This window comes from Sphingopyxis indica (assembly GCF_032879645.1).
Taxonomy (GTDB): domain Bacteria; phylum Pseudomonadota; class Alphaproteobacteria; order Sphingomonadales; family Sphingomonadaceae; genus Sphingopyxis; species Sphingopyxis indica.
Window position 1 is genome coordinate 4,260,018 of the sequence record NZ_CP076394.1, and the last position, 19,171, is coordinate 4,279,188.

20 protein-coding genes are annotated in these 19,171 nt (G+C 66.5%); 3 read left to right on the forward strand and 17 right to left on the reverse strand.

What is annotated here, in order from left to right:
• Positions 1-3: 3 nt before the first annotated feature.
• Positions 4-501: a PIN domain-containing protein gene (locus tag KNJ79_RS20330; protein ID WP_017502708.1), complete on the forward strand. Its 498-nt coding sequence runs from the start codon at positions 4-6 to the stop codon at positions 499-501.
• Positions 502-549: 48 nt separating this feature from the next.
• Here the strand turns inward: KNJ79_RS20330 and KNJ79_RS20335 are convergent, their stop codons facing one another.
• From KNJ79_RS20335 to KNJ79_RS20405, 15 genes are all read right to left on the reverse strand, one after another.
• Positions 550-2,280 carry a relaxase/mobilization nuclease domain-containing protein gene (locus KNJ79_RS20335; protein WP_026109512.1) on the reverse strand — a complete coding sequence of 577 codons (1,731 nt, stop codon included), beginning with the start codon at positions 2,278-2,280 and terminating at the stop codon, positions 550-552.
• Between the two features lie 259 nt (positions 2,281-2,539).
• Complete coding sequence (locus KNJ79_RS20340; protein WP_026109513.1) at positions 2,540-3,442, reverse strand: lytic transglycosylase domain-containing protein; 903 nt, start codon at positions 3,440-3,442, stop codon at positions 2,540-2,542.
• A 3-nt stretch (positions 3,443-3,445) separates the two neighbouring features.
• The gene (locus tag KNJ79_RS20345; protein ID WP_017502711.1) at positions 3,446-3,778 is read right to left on the reverse strand and encodes a DUF736 domain-containing protein; all 333 of its coding nucleotides are present in this window, start codon (positions 3,776-3,778) and stop codon (positions 3,446-3,448) included.
• Positions 3,759-4,337, reverse strand: a complete 579-nt coding sequence (locus tag KNJ79_RS20350; protein WP_017502712.1) for a S26 family signal peptidase — start codon at positions 4,335-4,337, stop codon at positions 3,759-3,761. The genes KNJ79_RS20345 and KNJ79_RS20350 overlap by 20 nt, the downstream gene beginning before the upstream one ends.
• A complete protein-coding gene (locus KNJ79_RS20355) occupies positions 4,334-4,855 on the reverse strand; it encodes a DUF2840 domain-containing protein (RefSeq protein ID WP_017502713.1) in 522 nt (173 codons plus the stop codon). The genes KNJ79_RS20350 and KNJ79_RS20355 overlap by 4 nt, the downstream gene beginning before the upstream one ends.
• 271 nt (positions 4,856-5,126) lie before the next feature.
• Positions 5,127-6,020 carry a replication initiator protein A gene (locus KNJ79_RS20360; protein ID WP_017502714.1) on the reverse strand — a complete coding sequence of 298 codons (894 nt, stop codon included), beginning with the start codon at positions 6,018-6,020 and terminating at the stop codon, positions 5,127-5,129.
• Positions 6,021-6,026: 6 nt separating this feature from the next.
• On the reverse strand, positions 6,027-6,293 hold the full coding sequence (locus KNJ79_RS20365; RefSeq protein WP_017502715.1) for a helix-turn-helix transcriptional regulator: 267 nt from the start codon (positions 6,291-6,293) through the stop codon (positions 6,027-6,029).
• A gap of 120 nt (positions 6,294-6,413) precedes the next feature.
• Complete coding sequence (locus tag KNJ79_RS20370) at positions 6,414-7,190, reverse strand: DUF2285 domain-containing protein (RefSeq protein WP_017502716.1); 777 nt, start codon at positions 7,188-7,190, stop codon at positions 6,414-6,416.
• Positions 7,191-7,348: 158 nt separating this feature from the next.
• Entirely contained in the window at positions 7,349-7,612 is a 264-nt protein-coding gene (locus KNJ79_RS20375) for a hypothetical protein (protein ID WP_017502717.1), read from the reverse strand.
• Positions 7,613-7,751: 139 nt separating this feature from the next.
• Positions 7,752-8,003 carry a helix-turn-helix domain-containing protein gene (locus KNJ79_RS20380; RefSeq protein WP_017502718.1) on the reverse strand — a complete coding sequence of 84 codons (252 nt, stop codon included), beginning with the start codon at positions 8,001-8,003 and terminating at the stop codon, positions 7,752-7,754.
• Between the two features lie 245 nt (positions 8,004-8,248).
• Complete coding sequence (locus KNJ79_RS20385; protein ID WP_017502719.1) at positions 8,249-9,094, reverse strand: DUF932 domain-containing protein; 846 nt, start codon at positions 9,092-9,094, stop codon at positions 8,249-8,251.
• A gap of 411 nt (positions 9,095-9,505) precedes the next feature.
• Positions 9,506-9,805 carry a DUF736 domain-containing protein gene (locus KNJ79_RS20390; protein WP_017502721.1) on the reverse strand — a complete coding sequence of 100 codons (300 nt, stop codon included), beginning with the start codon at positions 9,803-9,805 and terminating at the stop codon, positions 9,506-9,508.
• Between the two features lie 321 nt (positions 9,806-10,126).
• Complete coding sequence (locus tag KNJ79_RS20395) at positions 10,127-10,270, reverse strand: magnesium transporter (RefSeq protein ID WP_156440760.1); 144 nt, start codon at positions 10,268-10,270, stop codon at positions 10,127-10,129.
• Positions 10,271-10,296: 26 nt separating this feature from the next.
• Positions 10,297-10,695, reverse strand: coding sequence for an SRPBCC domain-containing protein (locus KNJ79_RS20400; RefSeq protein WP_202965490.1), 399 nt, complete (start codon positions 10,693-10,695; stop codon positions 10,297-10,299).
• 260 nt (positions 10,696-10,955) lie between these two features.
• Positions 10,956-13,085: a ParB/RepB/Spo0J family partition protein gene (locus KNJ79_RS20405; RefSeq protein WP_043090875.1), complete on the reverse strand. Its 2,130-nt coding sequence runs from the start codon at positions 13,083-13,085 to the stop codon at positions 10,956-10,958.
• 751 nt (positions 13,086-13,836) lie between these two features.
• Between KNJ79_RS20405 and KNJ79_RS20410 the strand changes: the two genes are divergently transcribed.
• Positions 13,837-14,592, forward strand: a complete 756-nt coding sequence (locus KNJ79_RS20410; protein WP_026109030.1) for a nucleotidyltransferase domain-containing protein — start codon at positions 13,837-13,839, stop codon at positions 14,590-14,592.
• Entirely contained in the window at positions 14,589-15,308 is a 720-nt protein-coding gene (locus KNJ79_RS20415) for a DUF6602 domain-containing protein (protein WP_017500488.1), read from the forward strand. The genes KNJ79_RS20410 and KNJ79_RS20415 overlap by 4 nt, the downstream gene beginning before the upstream one ends.
• Before the next feature lie 3 nt (positions 15,309-15,311).
• Here KNJ79_RS20415 and KNJ79_RS20420 read toward each other — a convergent pair whose 3' ends face one another.
• Entirely contained in the window at positions 15,312-17,774 is a 2,463-nt protein-coding gene (locus KNJ79_RS20420; RefSeq protein ID WP_026109029.1) for a S8 family peptidase, read from the reverse strand.
• Positions 17,775-17,787: 13 nt separating this feature from the next.
• A complete protein-coding gene (locus KNJ79_RS20425; RefSeq protein ID WP_317152353.1) occupies positions 17,788-18,771 on the reverse strand; it encodes an AAA family ATPase in 984 nt (327 codons plus the stop codon).
• Positions 18,772-19,171 lie beyond the last annotated feature (400 nt).

Consider the following 19,171-nt stretch of genomic DNA (forward strand, 5'->3'; position numbering starts at 1 on the left):
CGGATGGACACCTATCTGCTCGATACGAACCTTGTGTCCGTGCTCTATGACGCGCGGAGGCCCAATCATATCGCCGTCCGCCAGGCAGTCGCCGACTTACCGGCGCAAGCCGCGCAGCTCGTATCGGTAGTAACGGTCGGCGAGCTCAGGTTCGGGTTAGCGCTCGCGCGCGCCGCAAGCCAGCCGCTCACGCACATTGAAGCGTGCCTCGTCAGCACCGAGGCACACCCGTTGGCCGAAGTCACACGGCACACGGCAGATGCCTTCGCGACCGTTAAATCGAGCGTCGCGCTGGCGCGGATCGACATCAGGCGCCGTATTCCACGCTGGGTCGAGGCCTGGACCGATCGTGTGAGCGGCCAGCTTCTGCAGATCGATGAGAATGATCTCTGGATTGCGGCACAAGCGCTTGAACGAAACTATGTCGTCGTCACCTCCGACCGGGATTTCACTCAAGTGATTGCGCCGGTGGTTCCGGACCTTCGCGTTCTTCTCGTCTGAGCGACTCCTTCTTTTGCTTCAGCTCGCTCTCGGCCCCAAACCCTTCCGCTAAAGGCCCAGCCCTCGGCCGCGCCCGAACGACCAATCTACCCCGCCGCCCGTACGCATGACGCCGGAGATGTGCTTGCCGATCTGGCGGTCGAGCGAGGGCGACCAGGGCACGAGCTGGAAGCTCAGGCCATTGTCGATCATGGCGAAGCGCCCCGAGGCGAGCGTGATCCGCTGGCGCACCGTGCCCGCGACATACTCCCCGGCCTTGGACGGCGCGTGCGGCTGGCCGATCTCGGCCGACAAGTCCTTGGCGGCCGCGTCCAGCTCGCGGCGGCGGAGCGTGTCGAGCAGGTTGCGCGCGAAGATGATCCGCTGTCCCTGCCGCCGCGCGAGCCCCTCGTCGGCGAGATGCTCGGCGCGGGCCTCCATCGCGGCGCGCACTTCGGTCCCGAACCCGCCGCCGAGATCATGGCCGTCGCCTGACAGGTTGCGCCGGTCGAGCCAGGTCGCACCCGGCGCGCGGACCTGCGCCTCAAGGTCCATGTCGGAGCGCACGGCCAGCGCCACCCGCTGCCGGCCTTTCCGGTCCTCGAAGCGGCGCAGCTCGACGATCGCGCCGGGCCGGCAATCGCCGGTCGCCTCGATGTCGGGAAGCTGGACATGGTGGGTGCGGCCGTCGATCCCGTCCACGATCGCATAGGCTTTGCCGGTCAGCTCGTCATGCAGGCCGCGATCGACCAGCCGGCCGATAACGGGCTGAGCGGGATCGGCGTCGAGGACATAGCTGCCGGCGCCCCGGTCGATGCCGCGGTCGCTCATCGCCTTGTGCATTCGCTTGATGATGTCGTCGCGCTCGCCGAGTTCGCGCAGCGCCGCCTGGGCATCGCCGGCCAACGTCCACTGGCCGGGCGCGATCTCGCTGGCGAGGCCGAGCCGCTCCAGCTTGCGCAGCCGTCCCATCCTCAGCACATGGTCGCCGTCCGGCCGGACGCTGGGCTCGGGCGCCATGTCGATCAGGCCGTTGCGCTGCATGGTCCGCGACAGGTCGCGGTCGATCTCGGTCCAGCGCTCGGCTTCGATCTGCCGCTCCAGCGATTGCCGGATTTCAAGGTCGGTGCGCGGGCCGAGTTCTTGGGTGACGATCTCGCGCGCCTGCGCCCGCATCCCTTCGCGGATATAGTCGCGCGAGATGATGAGGTTCTGCCCGTCCTCGCCGACGCCCCGCACTATGATGTGGATGTGGGGATTGTCGGTGTTCCAGTGCTCGACGGCCCGCCAGTCCAGGCGGGTGCCGAGATCCTTTTCCATGCGGGTCATCAGCTCGCGGGTGAAACCCTTGAGGTCGCGCATCTGCTCGGCATCCTCGGGCGAGACGATGAACCGGAAATGATGCCGGTCGTCCTCGCAGCGGGCGGCGAACTCGTTGCGGTCGAGGCCGTCTGCGTCGGCGCCGAACAGCACGCCCCGCTCGCCGTCGCGGGTGACGCCATCGCGTTGCAGGTAGTTGAGATGAGCCGCGAGCGAGGCGCGGCCGCCATGCCGGACCACGCGCGCCTTGACGATGACCTGGCGCGATCGGTGGCCGAGCCGATGGGTCGCGCGGACGCTCGCCACGCGGCCCCGACCGAAGGTCGAGCGGCCCGGCGCGACGATCTGGCCGCGGCGCGAGACATGGCCGCCGGCCCGCTGCGCGGCGGCGAGCGCTTGGACGATGATCGGCAGCGCCCGCTGGCTACCGCGCGAGCGGATACGGCCTGGCCGGAGGCGGAAATCGTCGTCGCGGCTCATGCCGGGACAGGCCGCAATGTGCGGCAAACCCTGCGCGCTGCTGGTTTCCAGCCAGCGCCGCACAGTGCGGGATTTCCGCACACATTGCGCAGCAATGCCCGAAAGCCTTGAGAATCAAGGCCACAACCGAGGCGCAGGTGCTCCGCACATTGCCGCCCTTTATCTTGCCCTCGACCTTCCCCCTTCAGAAAGACAGCCCTGCTCCCTTCCGGCGCTGCGAAAGCCTGCGCCGAAACCCGCCAGAGCGCGCGAAAGCCGCTCACGGCGGAGGCCGCCCGGAAAGCGGGACGAACAGGCCGTTGGAGGGAGACGCGGCATCGGCCATGACAAGCCCGGCGCGGTCGTCGGCCGGCCCTTCCGGCGGCACCTGGGATACCGTGCGATCGGCGGATCGCGGCGCAGGCGAAACCGCGCCCGGCCGCACCGCGAACAGCGCAGCGCGGCGCCAAGCGAAGGGATCGGGCAGCGGCGCGGCGGCAAGCCGAGTGTCGTCCGAACCACCGGTGATCGACGCCAGCTTTGCGAGATAGGCGCGGGTCTCGACGGGCAGCGGACGACCGCGCGACAGATATTCGTCGTAGCGGCCCGGCCCCGCGTTATAGGCTGCCAGCATCGCCGTCGCGTTGCCGTAGCGGTCGTGCATCGCGCGCAGATAGGCCGCGCCCGCCATGATGTTGTCGCGCACGTCGTAGGGGTCAGCCCCAAGCCCATAGCGTGCGCGCAGGCTGGCCCATGTCGCGGGCATGATCTGCATCAGGCCCATCGCTCCGGCCGACGAAACGGCGCGGACATCGCCGTTGCTCTCGACGCGCATGACCGCCCATATCCAGCGTTCGGGGATTCCGAAGCGCCCGGCTGCGTCGGCGACATGGGCGGCATAGGGATGGCGCGCGGCCGCTCTCTCGGCGGGCGCGTCCTGCGCCCGCGCGGCGACGGGCGCAGCGCTCGGTGCGAGCAGCAGCAGGACCGCGAGCAAGGCGGCCGACACGCCCCGGCTCCGCCGCCAGCCTGCCAGCGTGCTCGCTCCGGTAAAGGGTGCGCGCGAAGCGCCGGCCGAGGGCCGCCCTTGACCTTCGCTGCGCGCGCCGGCCGGCCTGCGACCGAGCGGGACGGAGGGATGAGGCGGTCTTTCCGCGAACAGAGGGATGATCGGGGAAGGCACTGATCAGCTCCGATCGTCGCGGGGCCGGGGGCGTTTCCACGACAGCCTGAACGTCCGTCCATCATCATCGGCACGGAACAGCACCGGCCGGAACGCCGCCGGGAACAGCGGGCTGTCGATCTCCAACGCGATATAGTCGCCGGCACGTTCGCCGACCCGTTTCCACGCGCCGCCGACCTCGGGGCCATCCTCGTCGTCGAGGTGGACGCGGTAGTCGGGCGCATTTTCGGCGTCGCTCGGATCGAGCGCGACAAGCACGATCGCCTCGTTGATACCGAATAGTCGGACGCGGCCGGCATAGCCGTCGGCGGTGGATTCAAAGATATTGGTTTGCATGGCCGATCTCCTTGGCTTCGGGGGTGGAAGGCGATGGGGACGGCGCGCGCAGATAGAGCGGCGTCGCGCGTCCGATGACGGCGGAAGCCGGCAGCGGGCCGAAGTAGCGGCCGTCCAGACTGTCGGGATGGGCGGGATTGAGCAGCAGCAGCTCGCCCGATCGCAGCGTGCGGCACCCCTGCCAGACCGGAAGCGGACGGCCCTGGCCATCACGCGCGCGGGCGATGGCGACGCGCCGGCCATCGACGCTCACCGCATCGCCGATCCGGCATGTCCGCTGCCCGGCTTTAGCCGCGACATGCTTCAAGAGCGGCACACCCTCGGGCAGATAGCCGCGCGTCGAAAGCCAATGCGCCAGCCGTTCGGGCGGCGCGACGGCGACCAGCGCGCCGATGGCGGGATCGCGGTCGGGATGGATGCGGTAGAGGCCGATGGGCGCGCTGGCGCTGGCGTTCCAGATGGCGCGCGGGAGCGGATTGGCGACGGCGATAGCGACGAACGCCGCGGCGAAGGCGGATGCGGCGATGGCCGTCGCCATGACGTAGCGGCGGCGTGTCATCCCTCGATCTCCCGGCGCTTGAGCCAGGCGTGATGGCGCTCGATCGTGTAGAGGCGCGACGGCTGGCCGACGGCGATGCGGTTGTGGACGTGGCGCCAATGGTCGGCCGCCGCGTCGCAGGGATCGACGCCGGCCGCCTCCACCGCGTCGATCGCCGCGAGCACTTGTTGGACCTTGGGCCAGCCTTCGATCTTGAGCAGGATGTCCCCGCCCGGCCGCACGAACGGCAACGTCGTGTAGGCTTCGTTGGCCGCGACCGCGCGCACCACGTCGATGCGCGAGACGATCGTGCCGAAGTCGTTCGACGCCCAGCGGACGAAGGCGAAGACGGCGCCCGGTCGGAAGCCGACCACGCGGGTTCGGCGGGTCAGGATGCGGTCCTGGGCGACGCGGCCGAAGCGTATCCAGTGCTCCAGCTTCTTCTCGATCCAGGTCAGCTCGACATGGGTGAGGCCGTCGCGGGCGAGCGCGCTGAACGCGCCGCCGCCGCGCACGGCGGGGGGCTGATCGTCGATCATGGGAGGTCTCCGGGGATGAGGCTCGCGACGGGGGCGGTGCGAGGGCGGCGACCTGGCCGCTGCGCGAGCGTCGAGCCGGCGAGCAAGGCCGCGCTGTCCACAGCCGCGCGCGCCGTTAGCAAGAATCCGAAGGATTCTTTTCTATTAGCACCGTTAGAAGTGGTGCGATTCCGCGAGGATTTCTGCGGGTTTGCGAGGCCCGCGCGTTCTCGAAAGTCCGTGTCCGGCGTTCTTGATCGTCCGAATCCGGCTGTTCCCGATAGTCCGAACCTCATGGCCAGTTCTCCACAGGCTTGAGGCCGACGCGGCGCATGGCGGCGTCGAACGGATCGACGGGGACGGGAGCGAAGTTCAGCCGGTCGCGGCCGAGCGCATGTTCGAGCGTGAGGACGTAGCCGGGGAGCGGCTGGCGCGCGACGATGGCGCGCAGCTCGAACGCGAACCGGCGCAGCGGCGAGAGCACGCCGGATTTGAGGTAAAGGTGCGGAACGTCGAAGCTCCAGCCGCCGCTCTGCCGTCCGCCATGCTTGCGCACGATGCGGTAGAGCCAGCGTTCGAGGCCGCCCGTCAGGTCGAAATAGGCGCGGTCGATGGTCAGCACGAGCGCGCGGTCGAGCACGCCGGCATAGAACCAATCGGGCAGGATCAGCTCGATCCCGAGCGCACGGCCGTTGCCGTCCGCCAGCTCGCGCCATTCGTTGATCCACGAGAAACGATGGCGGCGGCGCTGGTGCTGCTGCCGGATCGAGGTGGCGACGGTGGTGGATTGCAGGCGGTCGAGCGCGGCCTTCAGCCGCTCGTAGCTCGCCTTGCCGGTGCCGCGCCGGGTGAACGCCAGTATCTCGTGCGGCGTCGTCACCATAAGGCGCGAGGTCGGCCGTCCGGCGTCGCGCGCCTCGATGAGCTGGCTCGCCGCCCATATCAGCACGTCGGCGTCCCAAATAGTCGCCATGCCATGCTCGGGCACGGCCTCGACCGAGATCCACGTCGCGCCCATGCGGAAGTCGATGGGCGCGGTGCGGCGGGATTTGGCGAGGCTGAAGAACGGCCAGGCCATCAAGTCCTGCGCGTCGCGGGCCGCAAGGTCGCCGGGGACCGAGCGGAACAGCTCAAGCTGCGTGCGCTCGGCGCTGGACCGGCCGGAGAGGGAGCGTGCAGTGGGCATCGGCGCTCAGCGGCGCACGCAATCGGTGGGGAGGCGCTTGGCGGGATAGACGACGCCGTTGCCCGGATCGGAGGTCGAGCGGCGGGTGCCGAGCGCGGCCCAGGAGTCGAGGTCGTCGATCGCATAGACGATCCGGCCGCCGAGCCTGCGGAACACCGGGCCGGTGCCGTAGCAGCGGTGCTTCTCCAGCGTGCGGGCCGAGAGACCGAGATGGATCGCCGCGTCGGGCGTCTTGAGATAGCGTGGCGTTGTGGCGGCGACAGGCTCGGCCATGATGATCCTCCTGATGATGGCCGGCCCCGAAAAAGGGGTCCGGCGGACAGGAGGTGATCCTGGCGAAATGACCCCGGCGCGGAGAAGGGACAGCGCCGAGGGGAGCGGCAATGTCCCCTGTCAGCCGCCGCGCAGCAGGCGGAGATAGCCGCCGTCCCGCAGCTCGACGGCTTCGGCCAGCCAGCGGCGGACGCGCTTGCGCTCCTTGCTTTCAACCCATTCGGCGGCGCTGTAGCGGCGGACCCTGCGATGGATCAGCGAGGCGGCCAGCTCGCGTTGAGTGGCGCCTGCCTGGTGGCCGTCGAGCACTTGCAGCAAGGTGACGAGGTGCAGGCGCCGGAAGGGCGGCGGGCGCCACGCTGGCGGGCCGGCCGCCATGCCGTTGAGGCGGCGGCACAGGCGCTCGACCGACGCGAGGCGTGCGAAGGGGTTAGGTCCGATCGGCAGCATCACGGCCATCGGTCCGTGACACGGACCGCACATGCAAAGATGCTCGTCGCCATCGGGATCGGCGAGGATGATATGAAGGAAGTCGCCCATCCTGATCCGCGCGCGAACGTCGCCGAGCGCTCGCATGTCGAGAGGTTGCGCGCCGATTCCGGCAAGCGCGGGCGCGAGGACGATGCTGGCCGGCGACAGGTCTGGGCGCGCGACCGCCAGCTTGCGGTCGAAGGCCGAGCCGGGGGCGGCGTGGTAGCTGATGCCCCAGCGCTGCACGAGGTTGGCGGTCGCATTGTCGGCGGAGATCGTGCCGCGTTTCACGCGGCCGAGCGCACGGCGGTAGTCGGAGCGATAGCGCACGTTGCGGCTGAGATAGCCGATGGCGATATCCGAATATTGCAGCGCGTCGTCCCCGGCCTCGTCCGGGGGCGCGCGCCAGTCCTTCTCAGGCGGCATCGAGACCCTCCCAAGCATGGCCCTCTGCGGAGCGCGTTGGAAGATTTTCTCAGTCGCGGGGGCATGGAGAAGCCCTGCCGAATGGGTGGGCGCATAGCCGATTCAAGTCAGCGATTTGGCCTGATTTCTGCGCTTTTGCGATGCTGACAGAATGGTCGTTATGAGCCAGATGGACGTAGATAATGGCGATATCCGGTCTCAGACATCCATCTCGCGCGCGCAAGATGGGAGTCGTAGACCAACTGGGCGCGTTCGGGTTCCCTCTCCGGGTCAATCCCGAAAATGATCCGCACGGCCTCGCGCCAATCGGCTTTTTCCGCTGCCGCGTCTAACAGTCGCCAGTAGGTGCGGTGATGGCGTTCGTCATACTCGGTGACGTGCGGCGCATCAGGCGCGCTGTCCTCGAAAGCAGTTATGGCCATTGCCTCGCTTCGCTTTCAGCAATTGCTCCCTGCGCCCGCAGATTGGCAGGCTATACACCATAATGGACCGAAGCAATTACACTGTCTTCGCTATGGCGGCACGATGCTGAGAGCATAGTAAAGCGAACATCGACGCCCATTACTTCCTCGATTTCTCTGCCGCGCCGCGCACCAGCATGACGCCTTCGCCGCGTTCCGAATCAAGGAAGACGATGCCTGCGTCCTCCAGCGCCTTGACCACCTGATGGCGGGTATCTTCGCGCACGGGCAGGTTATTCTCGGATTCGAGACGTTTGAGCGCAGTCAACGCAACAAGGGCCTCGTCGGCAAGCATCTCCTGGGTCCAATTGAGAAGCGCGCGAGCGGCCCGCACCTGGCGGGAAGTGATCATACGCGATCACGTTCACGAGGCCGGGCCTATGCGCCATGAAAACGACTATTATAGTCGCCTTGGTATAAGGGGAACCGACAAACGCGAGCCGAGCGAACGTCCGGCGAGCGCGCCTTTTCCAGCGGCCGCGCGGACCATCGGGCCGCGCGGCCGCTGCCGATACGGGCATCCGAGTCGGCGGCGTTATGCCGGCGACAGGAAGCGAAGCCGCAGGGCCGGACGGTCCAGCCCTGCGGCAATGGGCGTCAACCTGTCTTGAGGCGTTGCATCCCTTCGGCCAGCGTCCAGAGCGCGCGGTTGAGCGTCACATTCTGGTCGATGCCGTTGATCGGTCGCGAACGGCTGCGACGGATATGGCCTTCGGCATTGCGCTTGCTGCCATGCAGCCCGCCCCGAATGATGTTCTCCTGTATCACGTTGAAGGTGGTCCACAGGCTGCTGTCCCGATCCTCGTGACGGCGCGGCTCGATGATCTGCTCGGGGGTAAGCGGGCTTTCATCATCGCCATAGCGGGCGACAAGGCTGACCTCGCCAAGCAAGCGCTGCTCATCTTCGGAAAGCCGAACCTCCTTCATCGTCTCGCTGGCGTCGATCAGCCGGGGGAAGTCCTCCGCCACGGTGTAAACGCCTTCGATGATGTCGTGCTGGATATTGCCCTTATGCGGCACGCGGACTTCCTCGAACCGCTCGCCCGCGATCATGCTGTTGGTGCAGACAAACCGCAGCATCCCGGCGAACATCTGATAGGCGCTAGTCCCGTCATGGCTGTTGACGATGATGACCTCGGCGGCCTCGGGCTTGCCGATGCCTCCGTCCCGGCGCAGCCGCAGCATATGCTTGGCGTGGCCGTGGCGGCTGCCGTCACGCGGGACCGACTGGACGGCGAAGAACGGGAACCATCCCTCTCGGCGCAGCCCCTCCACGATGTCGATGGTCGGGACATAGACATAGCGCTCCGAACGGCTGTCGTGCGCCTCGTTGGCGAAGATGGATGGGACGTGGCGATAGAGCGCCTCGTTGTCGAGCGGCTCGCGCCCGCTGATCTGATGGGCGTTGCGGCCGAACCGGGTGGCGAGGTGGTGGATGCTCATGGTCTTTCCTTCCGTGGGCTTGGGTTTCCGCGCAGCGGAGCGCCGCGCTGAAACCCTGCCCGTCGGCGAGACCGGGGGTGCAACCGGAGTGGGCGGCTTCGCGGGGAACCGGCTGCACGGAACGCGAAGCGTGGAGGAAGCTGGGCGGAAGCCGCTCCGAAGGGCGCTGGGGGCAGAGCCCCAAGCAACCGCGCCGCCCCGGCGACGCATGACGGGCCTGCGGCTCGCGGCGTTCGGGGGCGCGAGCGCGCAACGTCGCGCCGAGGAATGAACGGCGGCAGCCGTCGACTGCGAGGTTCTCAGCGCCATCCGCCGGAAGCCGGCCGGGCTATACGATCACGCATGGCCCCCGGTCGCTTTTTCGGAGGCTGGAGAAGGTGCGCCCCGCCGTGTGGCGGGGCGCCGGTGGGATCAGTCGGACACCAGCTCGTAGTCGCCAGTGGTCTCGTTCTCGAACAGCCGGAGATAGACCGGCGTGCCGCCGGGAAGGGTCAGCTTGAACGAGACGTAATCGCGCTGCTCCTTGCTGGTCTTCTTCCAGGCGGCGCCGAACTCGATGCGCTCGTCGTCGGCCGCCACGATGCGGAAGTCGGGAGCCTTGTCATTGTCCTTGCCGTCGATCGGGCGAAGCTCGACCTGCTCGCGCGTGCCGAAGAAGCGGATTTCGCCGGTGTAGCCGCGATTGGTGGTGGTGAAGATGCCGCGGATCATATCGTCAGTCCTTTCTTGCCTCGGGACCACGCCATTGCGGCCTCGATGGCTGTCGACCGGACGGGGGACGACTGACCTGCACCCGAAGGGCGGAACGAAGTGGCTGGCGGTGGCGGACGGCTTTTTTGCTTCGCGATGCAAAGCCGGCAGGGCCGGCGGCGGAAAAAAGCCGTGCGACGCCGTTGCGGGGAGGCAGGCGGACCTCGGCCAGACAAGCCTTTTCAGAGGCCGTGTGGCGGCGTGCCGAGAGCAGATGCGGGGAAGACGACGTTGCGGCATCCCTGACGCCACCTCATGTCGCGCCAAGGCGAACCGATCACATCAGAGAAGCGTGCTTTGGAGAATGAGCAGGACGACGCAGTAATAAATGACGATCCCGGTGACATCGACCAGCGTGGCGACGAACGGCGCGGTCGCGCTCGCCGGATCGAAGCCCAAGCGCGTCTGGAGCATCCGATCAGCCACCGTCGGACTGGCCCATTCGGCCAGCGCTATTCGATGAAGGCGGCGAGGTTGCGCAGCGTCGATGCCATTCCGGCCTGGTGGTCGTCGGCGCTGATACCCGGCGGCACGTTCGCGCAGAGGATGGTGACGCGGGTGCCATCGGCAACGGGCGTCAGCGTCGTCGTCACCCGCATCGTTCCGGCGAAGGCAGGATCGTCGGAAGCGAACACCACATCTTCCACGATGCGCTCGTAGGGGAGCAGCTCGACGAACTGGCCGGCGAAGCGGTCCTCCCGTTCGGAGGACTTTCCGACCACGCCGGGCGCGGGATCGTCATAGATGAAGGCCATGCGATAGCCGCCGCCAGCGCGTGCGTCGAACGACTCGATGCGCGCGTGCATCCCCTTTGGCGGCCGCCAGGACGCCACCGATTCGGCGTCGGTCATGGCCCGGAAGATGTCGCGCGGCGGAGCCAGGATCGTGCGTGAGGCCGTGTCGATTCGCGCGCTGTCCGATGCTATCGCCATGCCGGATGATTAGCGGGAAGCGGGGCCAGCCGCCAACGCATCGCGAGCCGGGCCACGCCCGGCGAGCGCATTTTTCCTGAACGCCAGAGCGGCCGCGCCCGGACAAGAGCGCGGCCGCGAATTATCCGGCCTTCACGAAGGGAAAGGCCGGAACCGCTCGCGCGGTCCCGGCCCGTCACCTATTCGGCCGCAACCGCATAATGCGGCTGACCCTCGTCCTCCGGTTCCGGCGCGATGGCGTCCGCCTCGATCCCGGTCGGCTGCGCCACGGCGTCCGCGCCGTCCTGCGCTTCGGTGTCGGGGGCCTCCGCTTCGGACGGCTGCGCGTCCGCTGCGAAATCCTCCGCCTCCACCGCCTCGGGTTCACCCTCCGGCGCGCGCAACAGGACGGGAAGCCAGCCCGTCCCGGCGACAAGCTGCTCCGCCGCGTCGGCCATGTCCGCCTTCTTCATCGGCAGGATGCGCTCGGCTGCCTCGACCGAAACGGCCTCGCTGACGGCCTGCCCGATATGGGCCTTGGTGACGCGCCCGAAATAGCTGCGGGCGGTCGCGGTCCACGTCGCGGTCATGTCGAGGTCAACGGCCTTGGCCAGTCCGTCCGCCGCCTCGATGCGGGCGGTGGAACGCTCCCAAGGCACCTTCACCGCATTGACGGTGAGCGACACGCAATGCGCCAGAAGCTCGGTGCGGCTGTCGCCGTCCAGCGCCGCGAGAAACGGCCACAGGTCCGCCGTATCGTCGGGAAGCTGCGCGCCCCATTGATCGTGCCGCGCCGCGAGCGCTTCGCCCGCGCCGCTGTCCGCGATGCCCTCGGCATGGCTGGCGATGTCTTCGCTCTTGGCGGTGATGGCGAGGCAGGACTTGCCGAACCCATGATAGAACAGGTCCAGCACCAGCGCGTGGGTGAGGGCCACCATCGCCATGTCGGGCTGCGCGCCCAACGCGAGACGGAGGCCGAGCGTCCGGTGGGCCGTGAGGTCACGAACGAGGCTGTCCGAAATGGGCTTGCCCGCGTCGGCCTCGTCCACCTCTTCTTCCTCGTCGGCGTCCTCGTCGTCCTCCACGGCTTCGCCGTCCTCCGCGATGTCATCGCCCTCGTCCTCGGTGGCAACCTCGGGCTGCGGCTCGTCCTCGGCGCGGACATAGCCGCGCTCGATCTTCACCTCGCCATTGGAGCCGAGGGAGACGAACACGCCGCCACGCTCGATGATGGCGGGATCGTAGGCCGAGCGCTTGGCGCTGATCGCGTCGATCTCGTTGCTCAACGCCTGCGCCTTCACCGCCACGTCCTCGGGCATGTCCTCGTAGGAGTCATAGCCTTCGATCAGGGCGTCGTGTGCCGCCGCCGCCTCGGACAGCCGCGCCTCGTCCTCGTCGGACAGGCCAACAGGTTGCGGATAGTAGCGCCGCATCCCATGACCGTGCGGATAGTCGATACTCGCCTCGGCCCATTTCCAGCCCTCGGCCAATATCTCCCCGGCGATCTCGCGCAACCGCTCCACGGCAAGCGTGTCGAGCAAGCCCGCATCCTCGAAGAAACCGCCGTCATCCTCGGTGAACAGGTCGCGAATGACATTGCCCCCGGCCTCGGCGTAGGCATCGGCGCCGATGAACACGGCCCGCCGGTCGCTCGCGGGCACGTTGCTCGCGGTGAGGTCGCGCCGGATGATCCACGGCTCCTTGTTCCACGACAGGTTATCGAAAACCTGCTCCTGACGGGCATGGTCGTCGGTGATGACGAACGCCGCCAACTGGTCGAGCGTCAACCCGTCCTGCCGATAGACGTCCATCAGCTTCGGGCTGACCGCGCCGAGCCGCAGCCGCCGCTTGACGATCTCGGGCGACACGCCGAACCGCGCGCCGATTTCCTCCGCGCCCCATCCCTTGTCGCGGGAAAGCTCGTGGAAGCGCTCGAACTGATCGGCCGGATGAAGCTGCTCCCGATTGTAGTTCTCATCCAAGCTCACCTCGGCCGGATCGTTCTCGGTGTCGAGCCAGCAGCGGACAAGGTGGTTCTTCCTGATCTCCTTGCGCTTGGCGCGCAGCAGATAGGCGAGCCTGCGCCCTTCGCCAGCGGTGACGAGATAGCAGCCGGTCGGCTTGCCGTTCTTCACCTCCGGCTCGACGACGAGGTTCTGATAAAGCCCCTTGGCCGCGACGGACGCGGCGAGCGCTGCAATGAACTCGTCGGTATGCGGCACCTTGCGGACGTTCTTCGGGGACTTCTTGAGCTTGTTCAGGGGGACGAACACGGTCTGACCGTCTTGCGCGCTCTGCTCGGTCGCCACGGTTTCGATGGTATTGGTCATTTCCTTACTCCTTGGGCTTAGGTTTCCGCGCAGCGGAAGCGCCGCGCTGAAACCCTGCCCGTCGGCGAGACCGGGGGTGCAAACGGAGGGACGGCTTCGCGGGGAACCGGCTGCACGGAGCGAAGCGGAGGAAGCTGGGCGGAAGACGTTCCGAAGTGCGCCAGGGGCGGAGTCCCAAGCTCCGCGCCGCTCGCGGCGCCACAAACGACGCACCCTTGCGGCGGACGGCCGGCGCGGCGGCGTGCGCGCGGGCCTGGGGGCCAGCCGTCGCCGCGCCCTCCGGCCAGAGCAAGTGTGCAAACGCGGGCAGATAAAAACGCGCGACCCCTGCGCGGCTTCAGCCGCCAGTGTGCGCTCCCTAGATCCCCGCGTGCTATCTGGGGCGTTGCGGGGTGTCCCCGCTCGAAGGGGTCCGGCGAGACCTGTCAGGGACTCGACGGTAGGGGAAGGCTTTCCCCCTCAAACCGTTTGGGATGAAGACGGAAACAGCACGATCCGCACGCTGGAAGCGCGTTGCGAAGGCTTCAGGCTGTGGCTAGAAATAAAGTGCCCCGGCGGTATGCAAAGCAGGGACCACCGGGGGATACGGGCTCCATGTAGTCGATCCTGGCGGAAAAATCGAGGAGCACGCGGCCCGCGTCATGGGATTGCAGCCGATTGGCCGCGACGGACCCCGTCAAGCGACGCCATACCTATTCTTGCCGTTGCATCGGTGCTTCCGGGAGAAAGATTGCAGCGCTAGGCATATGTGATGAGCAGCGCCTACTTAAACGCGATTCTGGCTAGGGAGGCCGTTGATACCAGCGCGTTCTCACCTGTTCGGCAGGTCCAGACAATAATCGCGCCTGTGCTTCAGCAATGGGCAAACCGTTTCTTACTGTCGATTTCTCCGAGCGGCTCGTTTGCCAAAGGCACGGCCAACCGAAGCGGCACTGACATCGACCTTTTCATTTCGCTGCACGAAGACACGCCCGAGACTTTGAAGGATATTTACGGCTCGCTCTTCAACGCCATTGCAGGCGCCGGCTATGTGCCAAAGCGGCAGAATGCGTCGATCAACGCGACGATCGGCGGCTTCGATGTCGATCTCGTCCCCGGCAAGCGGCAGTCCGCCTGGACGACGGATCACAGCCTCTACCGGCGCACGGCCGATACCTGGACGAAGACAAATGTGACGACACATATCAACACCGTCGTCATGGCGGGCCATCAGCGCGAGTCGCGGCTCCTGAAACTGTGGCGCAACCAGAAGCGGCTCGAATTCCCATCTTTCTATCTTGAGCTGACCGTGATCGCAGCCTTGAGCGGGAGGACATCGCCTGACTTGGCGGAGAATGTCGTGACGGTGCTGGAGTATCTCAGGGACAAGTTCACTGCAGCACGGGTGATCGATCCCGCCAATGGAAACAATGTCATATCGGATGATCTCACCGGCACGGAGAAGCAAGCGGTGCGGCGGTTGGCGGAAGCTGCGCTGGGCGGCAATTGGAGCGGCTTCGTGCAATGACCGAATGGTCCCTCAAAACTTTGCTGCAAAGCCTGCACGACGAGATCGAAGCGAAGCTGGGCATCGCGCGCGGCAGCTTCGGTCACGGCGGAACGAAGGGTGACGCCAGCGAAGCTGTGTGGCTGGAGCTATTGCAGGGCTATTTGCCCGAACGGTATCGCGCTGCCGGCGCACATGTGGTCGACAGCAAGGGCGCCTTCAGCCACCAGATCGATATCGTCATCTTCGATCGCCAATATTCGCCCTTTATCTTCAATTTCAAAGATCAGTTCATCGTACCGGCAGAGAGCGTCTATGCTGTGTTCGAGACCAAGCAGGCGATCAATGCGCAGCATGTCGCCTATGCGGCGGACAAGGTGGCCAGCGTTCGCGCACTCCATCGGACGAGCCTGCCGATACCGCACGCGGGCGGCATCTACGATCCGCGACCATTGCCGGCCATTATCGGCGGACTGCTCACGTTCGAGAGCGAATGGAATCCACCGCTCGGCCAGCCGCTGACCGATGCGCTCGCAGCGCTCGATGGGCAGCACCGCCTCGATATCGGATGCGTCGCAGCGCACGGAGTGTTCGGCTGCGACACGGACGGTTGCTCGCAGGCGCAGGTCGGCGTGCGAGCGGCGACGCGGTTCCTGCTCGACCTCATCTCCCGCCTTCAGGCGAGCGCGACCGTCCCGATGATCGACGTGGGCGCTTATGCCGCTTGGCTCGACTGACCGCTAAGCCGCCGGGATCGGGACCGCGATCTGATTGGCGATGGCGGTATAGAGGTCGATGTCGGCCTCGGGCGCGCGGATCGACACACACAATGCGTAGCGGGCGGAACGATCCCAGCGCTGGAGCGAAGGCTTCTCCTTCCACCATCCGCTGACGGGGAAGACTCCGATCGCGTCGCGCTCGGCGAGGGCGGCCGCGCTGCCACGCCAAATGTCGCTATGGATCGAACCGCGGTCACGGATCGTACCCAGAACCCAGGAGTCACCGCCCGCGGCAGCGCCGACAGCGCCAGCCTCTTCGTCCTGAGCCGCCTTGTTGATCCGCTGCCGGAACGCTTCCAAGCCTTCGAGCGACCGCTTCACCGCAAAGCGGAGATTGTGCGAAGCGTAGCGGTGGCGCCGCGTCCAGCCCCGTTCACCGGGATTGGGCTCAACGAAATAGGACAGGGTGATCCGCAGTTCCACATCGAGATCGCCAAGCGCAGCCAGTTCGGCGCGCGGCCAGGGCAGTCGATGCAGATTCATATCGCGTGTTTTGATCGTCGAGCCGTCCTTGCGGAATGGCAACAGGGCGTCCTCGACCATCAAAGTCGCGTCGTTGGACGCGCTCATCAGCGCCCGGCCAAGGTCAGGCACGCCCCAGCCGTAGCGGCGTAGCATGGCCAGCTTCTGAGCTTGCGAGCCGGCCGCGTCGAAGCGCTGGCGCATCGCCGGCGTCCATTCGGCGGAATGGACAATGAGCGCGCGCACCGTTTCCGGCCAGAGTGTCGGACGGGCTGCGATAACGCCGGCGGCGAGGTTCGCGCCGAGCGCGGCAGCGCCGCTAGTGTCGCCGAACGCTTCGAACAGGCGCATGTTGGGACGATAGTGGGTCGTGAGGAGTTGGAGGTCGTCGATCGCCGAGGCCGGGTTGGCACCGTCATGCGCGAAGTTGCCGCCCTCGAACACGACATCCGGACGGATCGGCCATTGCCGATCCCAGATGGCCGACGTTCGGCTTGCCGGCGAGAGGTCGCCGGCCGGGGCGACGGGCGTCCATCCGTCATAGTCGGGATGGGTGATCGTGATCTTGTCGGTGCTGGCCCCGACGACGAGCGGATTCCAAGCCTGCGCCGGGCTTTCGACCTCTTCGAGGTCGTTGCGGTCAGGATAGTCGGCCGGATTGATGTCGCCGCGAAGATTGCCCGCCGCTAGGACCATCAGGCGTCGCCTGTCACCGCCGCCATAGCAGAGCTGATCCATTGACGAGGACCAGGAGGACGGCCGGCCCCGGCGCAAGCCGACGTCGCTGGTCACGGCCATGCAGAACACGCGCCGGCGACGGGGAGCATGGTCTTCGGCACGAGCGATACCGGTGGCCGTGATCGCTCCGTAAAGTCGCGGCTCGTTCTGCCCGGTTGGCGGCAGGATCTTCACCGTTTCGAGGCGATGACCAAGTGCGACCGGCTCGCCGTGGGAAAGCGCCGCTTCGAGATCGCCATAAAGCGCGACGCCAGCCATCGACGTGCCGTGACCATTCCAGAAGGCGCTGTCGCCGACGCCCCAGTCACCGTCGTAGCTATGCTGATCGGCAGGATCGAGGCCCGGCGCGAGCAGGGGGTGGGCCTGGGTCGCTCCGCTGTCCAGTATGCAGACTGCCGGTGCCAAGGGGGGCGGCGGTGCGATCCGATCAGCCAAGTCGTTCGCCCAAGCGGCCTGATCGACCGTGCGCATTTCGAGAAAGAGGGATGGAGTGTCCTTGGCGAGACGCAGTTCAGCCACGGCGTCGGAATTGCGTATCAGCCGATCCATCGTCGCTTCATCGGCGAGCGCCAACGCGACATCGCGCTCGGGAAAGCTGATGACGTGCTCCTTGATCGCGACATCGAGCTTGGCGGCGACAGACTGGAAGATCGCGAGACCGCCATCCCGAAGCCAGACTTCCCACCACACCTGACGGCCGTCGGCGGGAAAGTGCTGCGCTTCATCGGTAAATAGCGAGCGTGCGACCGCGACCCTGATATCGTCGATCCGAGCGATCAGGGCCTCGTTCTTGGGCTTGCCGGTGCGCGTCTCCTCATCGCGATAGGCTTCGATCTTCTTGACGAAGAAATCGGCAGCAGCTTCCGGAACGAATACAGTGGCCGAGACCATCTCGTCGCCCTCCGCCGTAGGTCGAACCGCTACCAGCTCGATAGCCTTGGGCTTATTCTCCAAGGCTTCGACTGCGGCGCGCTCGGCTACGGGGATATCGAACTCCAGATAGAAGCCTGGCTTGCCCTCGGCGACGCCGTCTTCCCGCTCTGCGAGCCGTTGGCGGCCGGCGGCGAGCGCCGTTCCGATTGCCTGTTCCAACCGTGCAGCGTGCGCGGCACGCGCCCGCGCCGGAGGGAGGCCGCTGATGACCAGGCGGGGTGACGTGTACGCCTCGCTTTGGCCGCCGCCTTCGACGTGGAAATGGGGGCGGTCGCGGGGAGGTACAGCCATCGGGCCTCGTTGCTTAGAGGATGGCCGCGCGCCGCTCCGTCAGAGCGGTCAGCAGCGTCGCGGTCGTCACGCCATCGTGGCCATCCAGCACCGCGACTTTTGCCGCCTCGTCGGCAGCTCTGGCGACTTCGGCTTGGGAGAGATGGGCGGCGGATTCGAGAACAGGCGCCCATTCGATCGGCTTGAGATCGAAGGTCGCGAGCCGGGCTTCGAGGATGCCCTGCACAACCGAGGGATCAGGAAGATCGTAGCTGATGACATCGTCGAACCGTCGATAGAGCGCCTTGTCGAGCAATTCGGGGTGATTGGTCGCGGCAACGATGAGGCTCGGGCCATCGTCATTTTCGAGAAACTGGAGGAAGGAATTGAGCACCCGGCGAATTTCCCCGACGTCGTTCGGCCCGGCCCGTTGCGCACCGATCGCGTCAAACTCGTCGAAGAAGTAGACACCGCGCTGCATGGCAACGGCGTCGAAGACAAGTCTCAGCCGTGTGGCGGTCTCGCCCATGAGCTTGCCGATCAGGCCGTCGTAAAGGACCGTGAAAAGGGGCAGCTTCAACTCGCCGGCCAGGGCGGCGGCGGTCATTGTCTTGCCTGCGCCAGGAGGGCCGACGAGCAGGAGCTTGCGGCGCGGCGCGAGCCCCCGCGCGCGAAGCCGCTCCTGCTGGCGCTGTTCCCGAAGCACGCGCGCAAGCCGCTCCTCAAGTTCCGGCTTGAGCACCATGCTCGACAACCGGACATCGGAATAGCGGGCTTCCAGAAGCCCGGCGAGTTCACCCTTCGGCTGCGCCATTGGCACGGGGCCGGCCCCGCGCCGCGCCACCGTCGCGCTTTTACCCTTGGCGGCGTCGACCAGTTCGCGCAGCTCCTGAGCGAGCTTCCCATGCCCTTGCCTCGCCTCATGCGCGGCAAGCTGCGTCGCCACGGAGAGGAAGCGATCTTCATCCCCGTCGATATGGCTTTGCAGCAGTGCAACGATGTGGCGCGCGGTTGTCATAGGTCAGTTCAAAATTCCGCCTCGGGTTTGGAGAACTTTTAAGGAATCTAGCGTCGGTGATTCGCTGTGTAACGCGAATTCGTACAAGGGGTCGTTACTGCCCCCTCTGCCCTTCGCCAACACAGCATTTAGCCCGCGCCCATGGTCCGCTGTTCCGGCCGCAATCCGTCGGTATCGACTGGCTAATGACCGACGTCCCCCCGAGCCCATAGTTGGACGCCCCCATCGGGTCATCACGACCGCAAAAGGGCATGGTGAGTTTGGTTCGGCGAGTTTTCTGCGGAAATCCAAGGGTTTCGCGTTGTGCCGCCGCGAGCGTGGTGAGTTTCCGACTTTGAGAGGCGGCGCACCAAGGGCGCTGCGGCAGTCTTAACTCACTGATTTTATTGAGATATTTTGG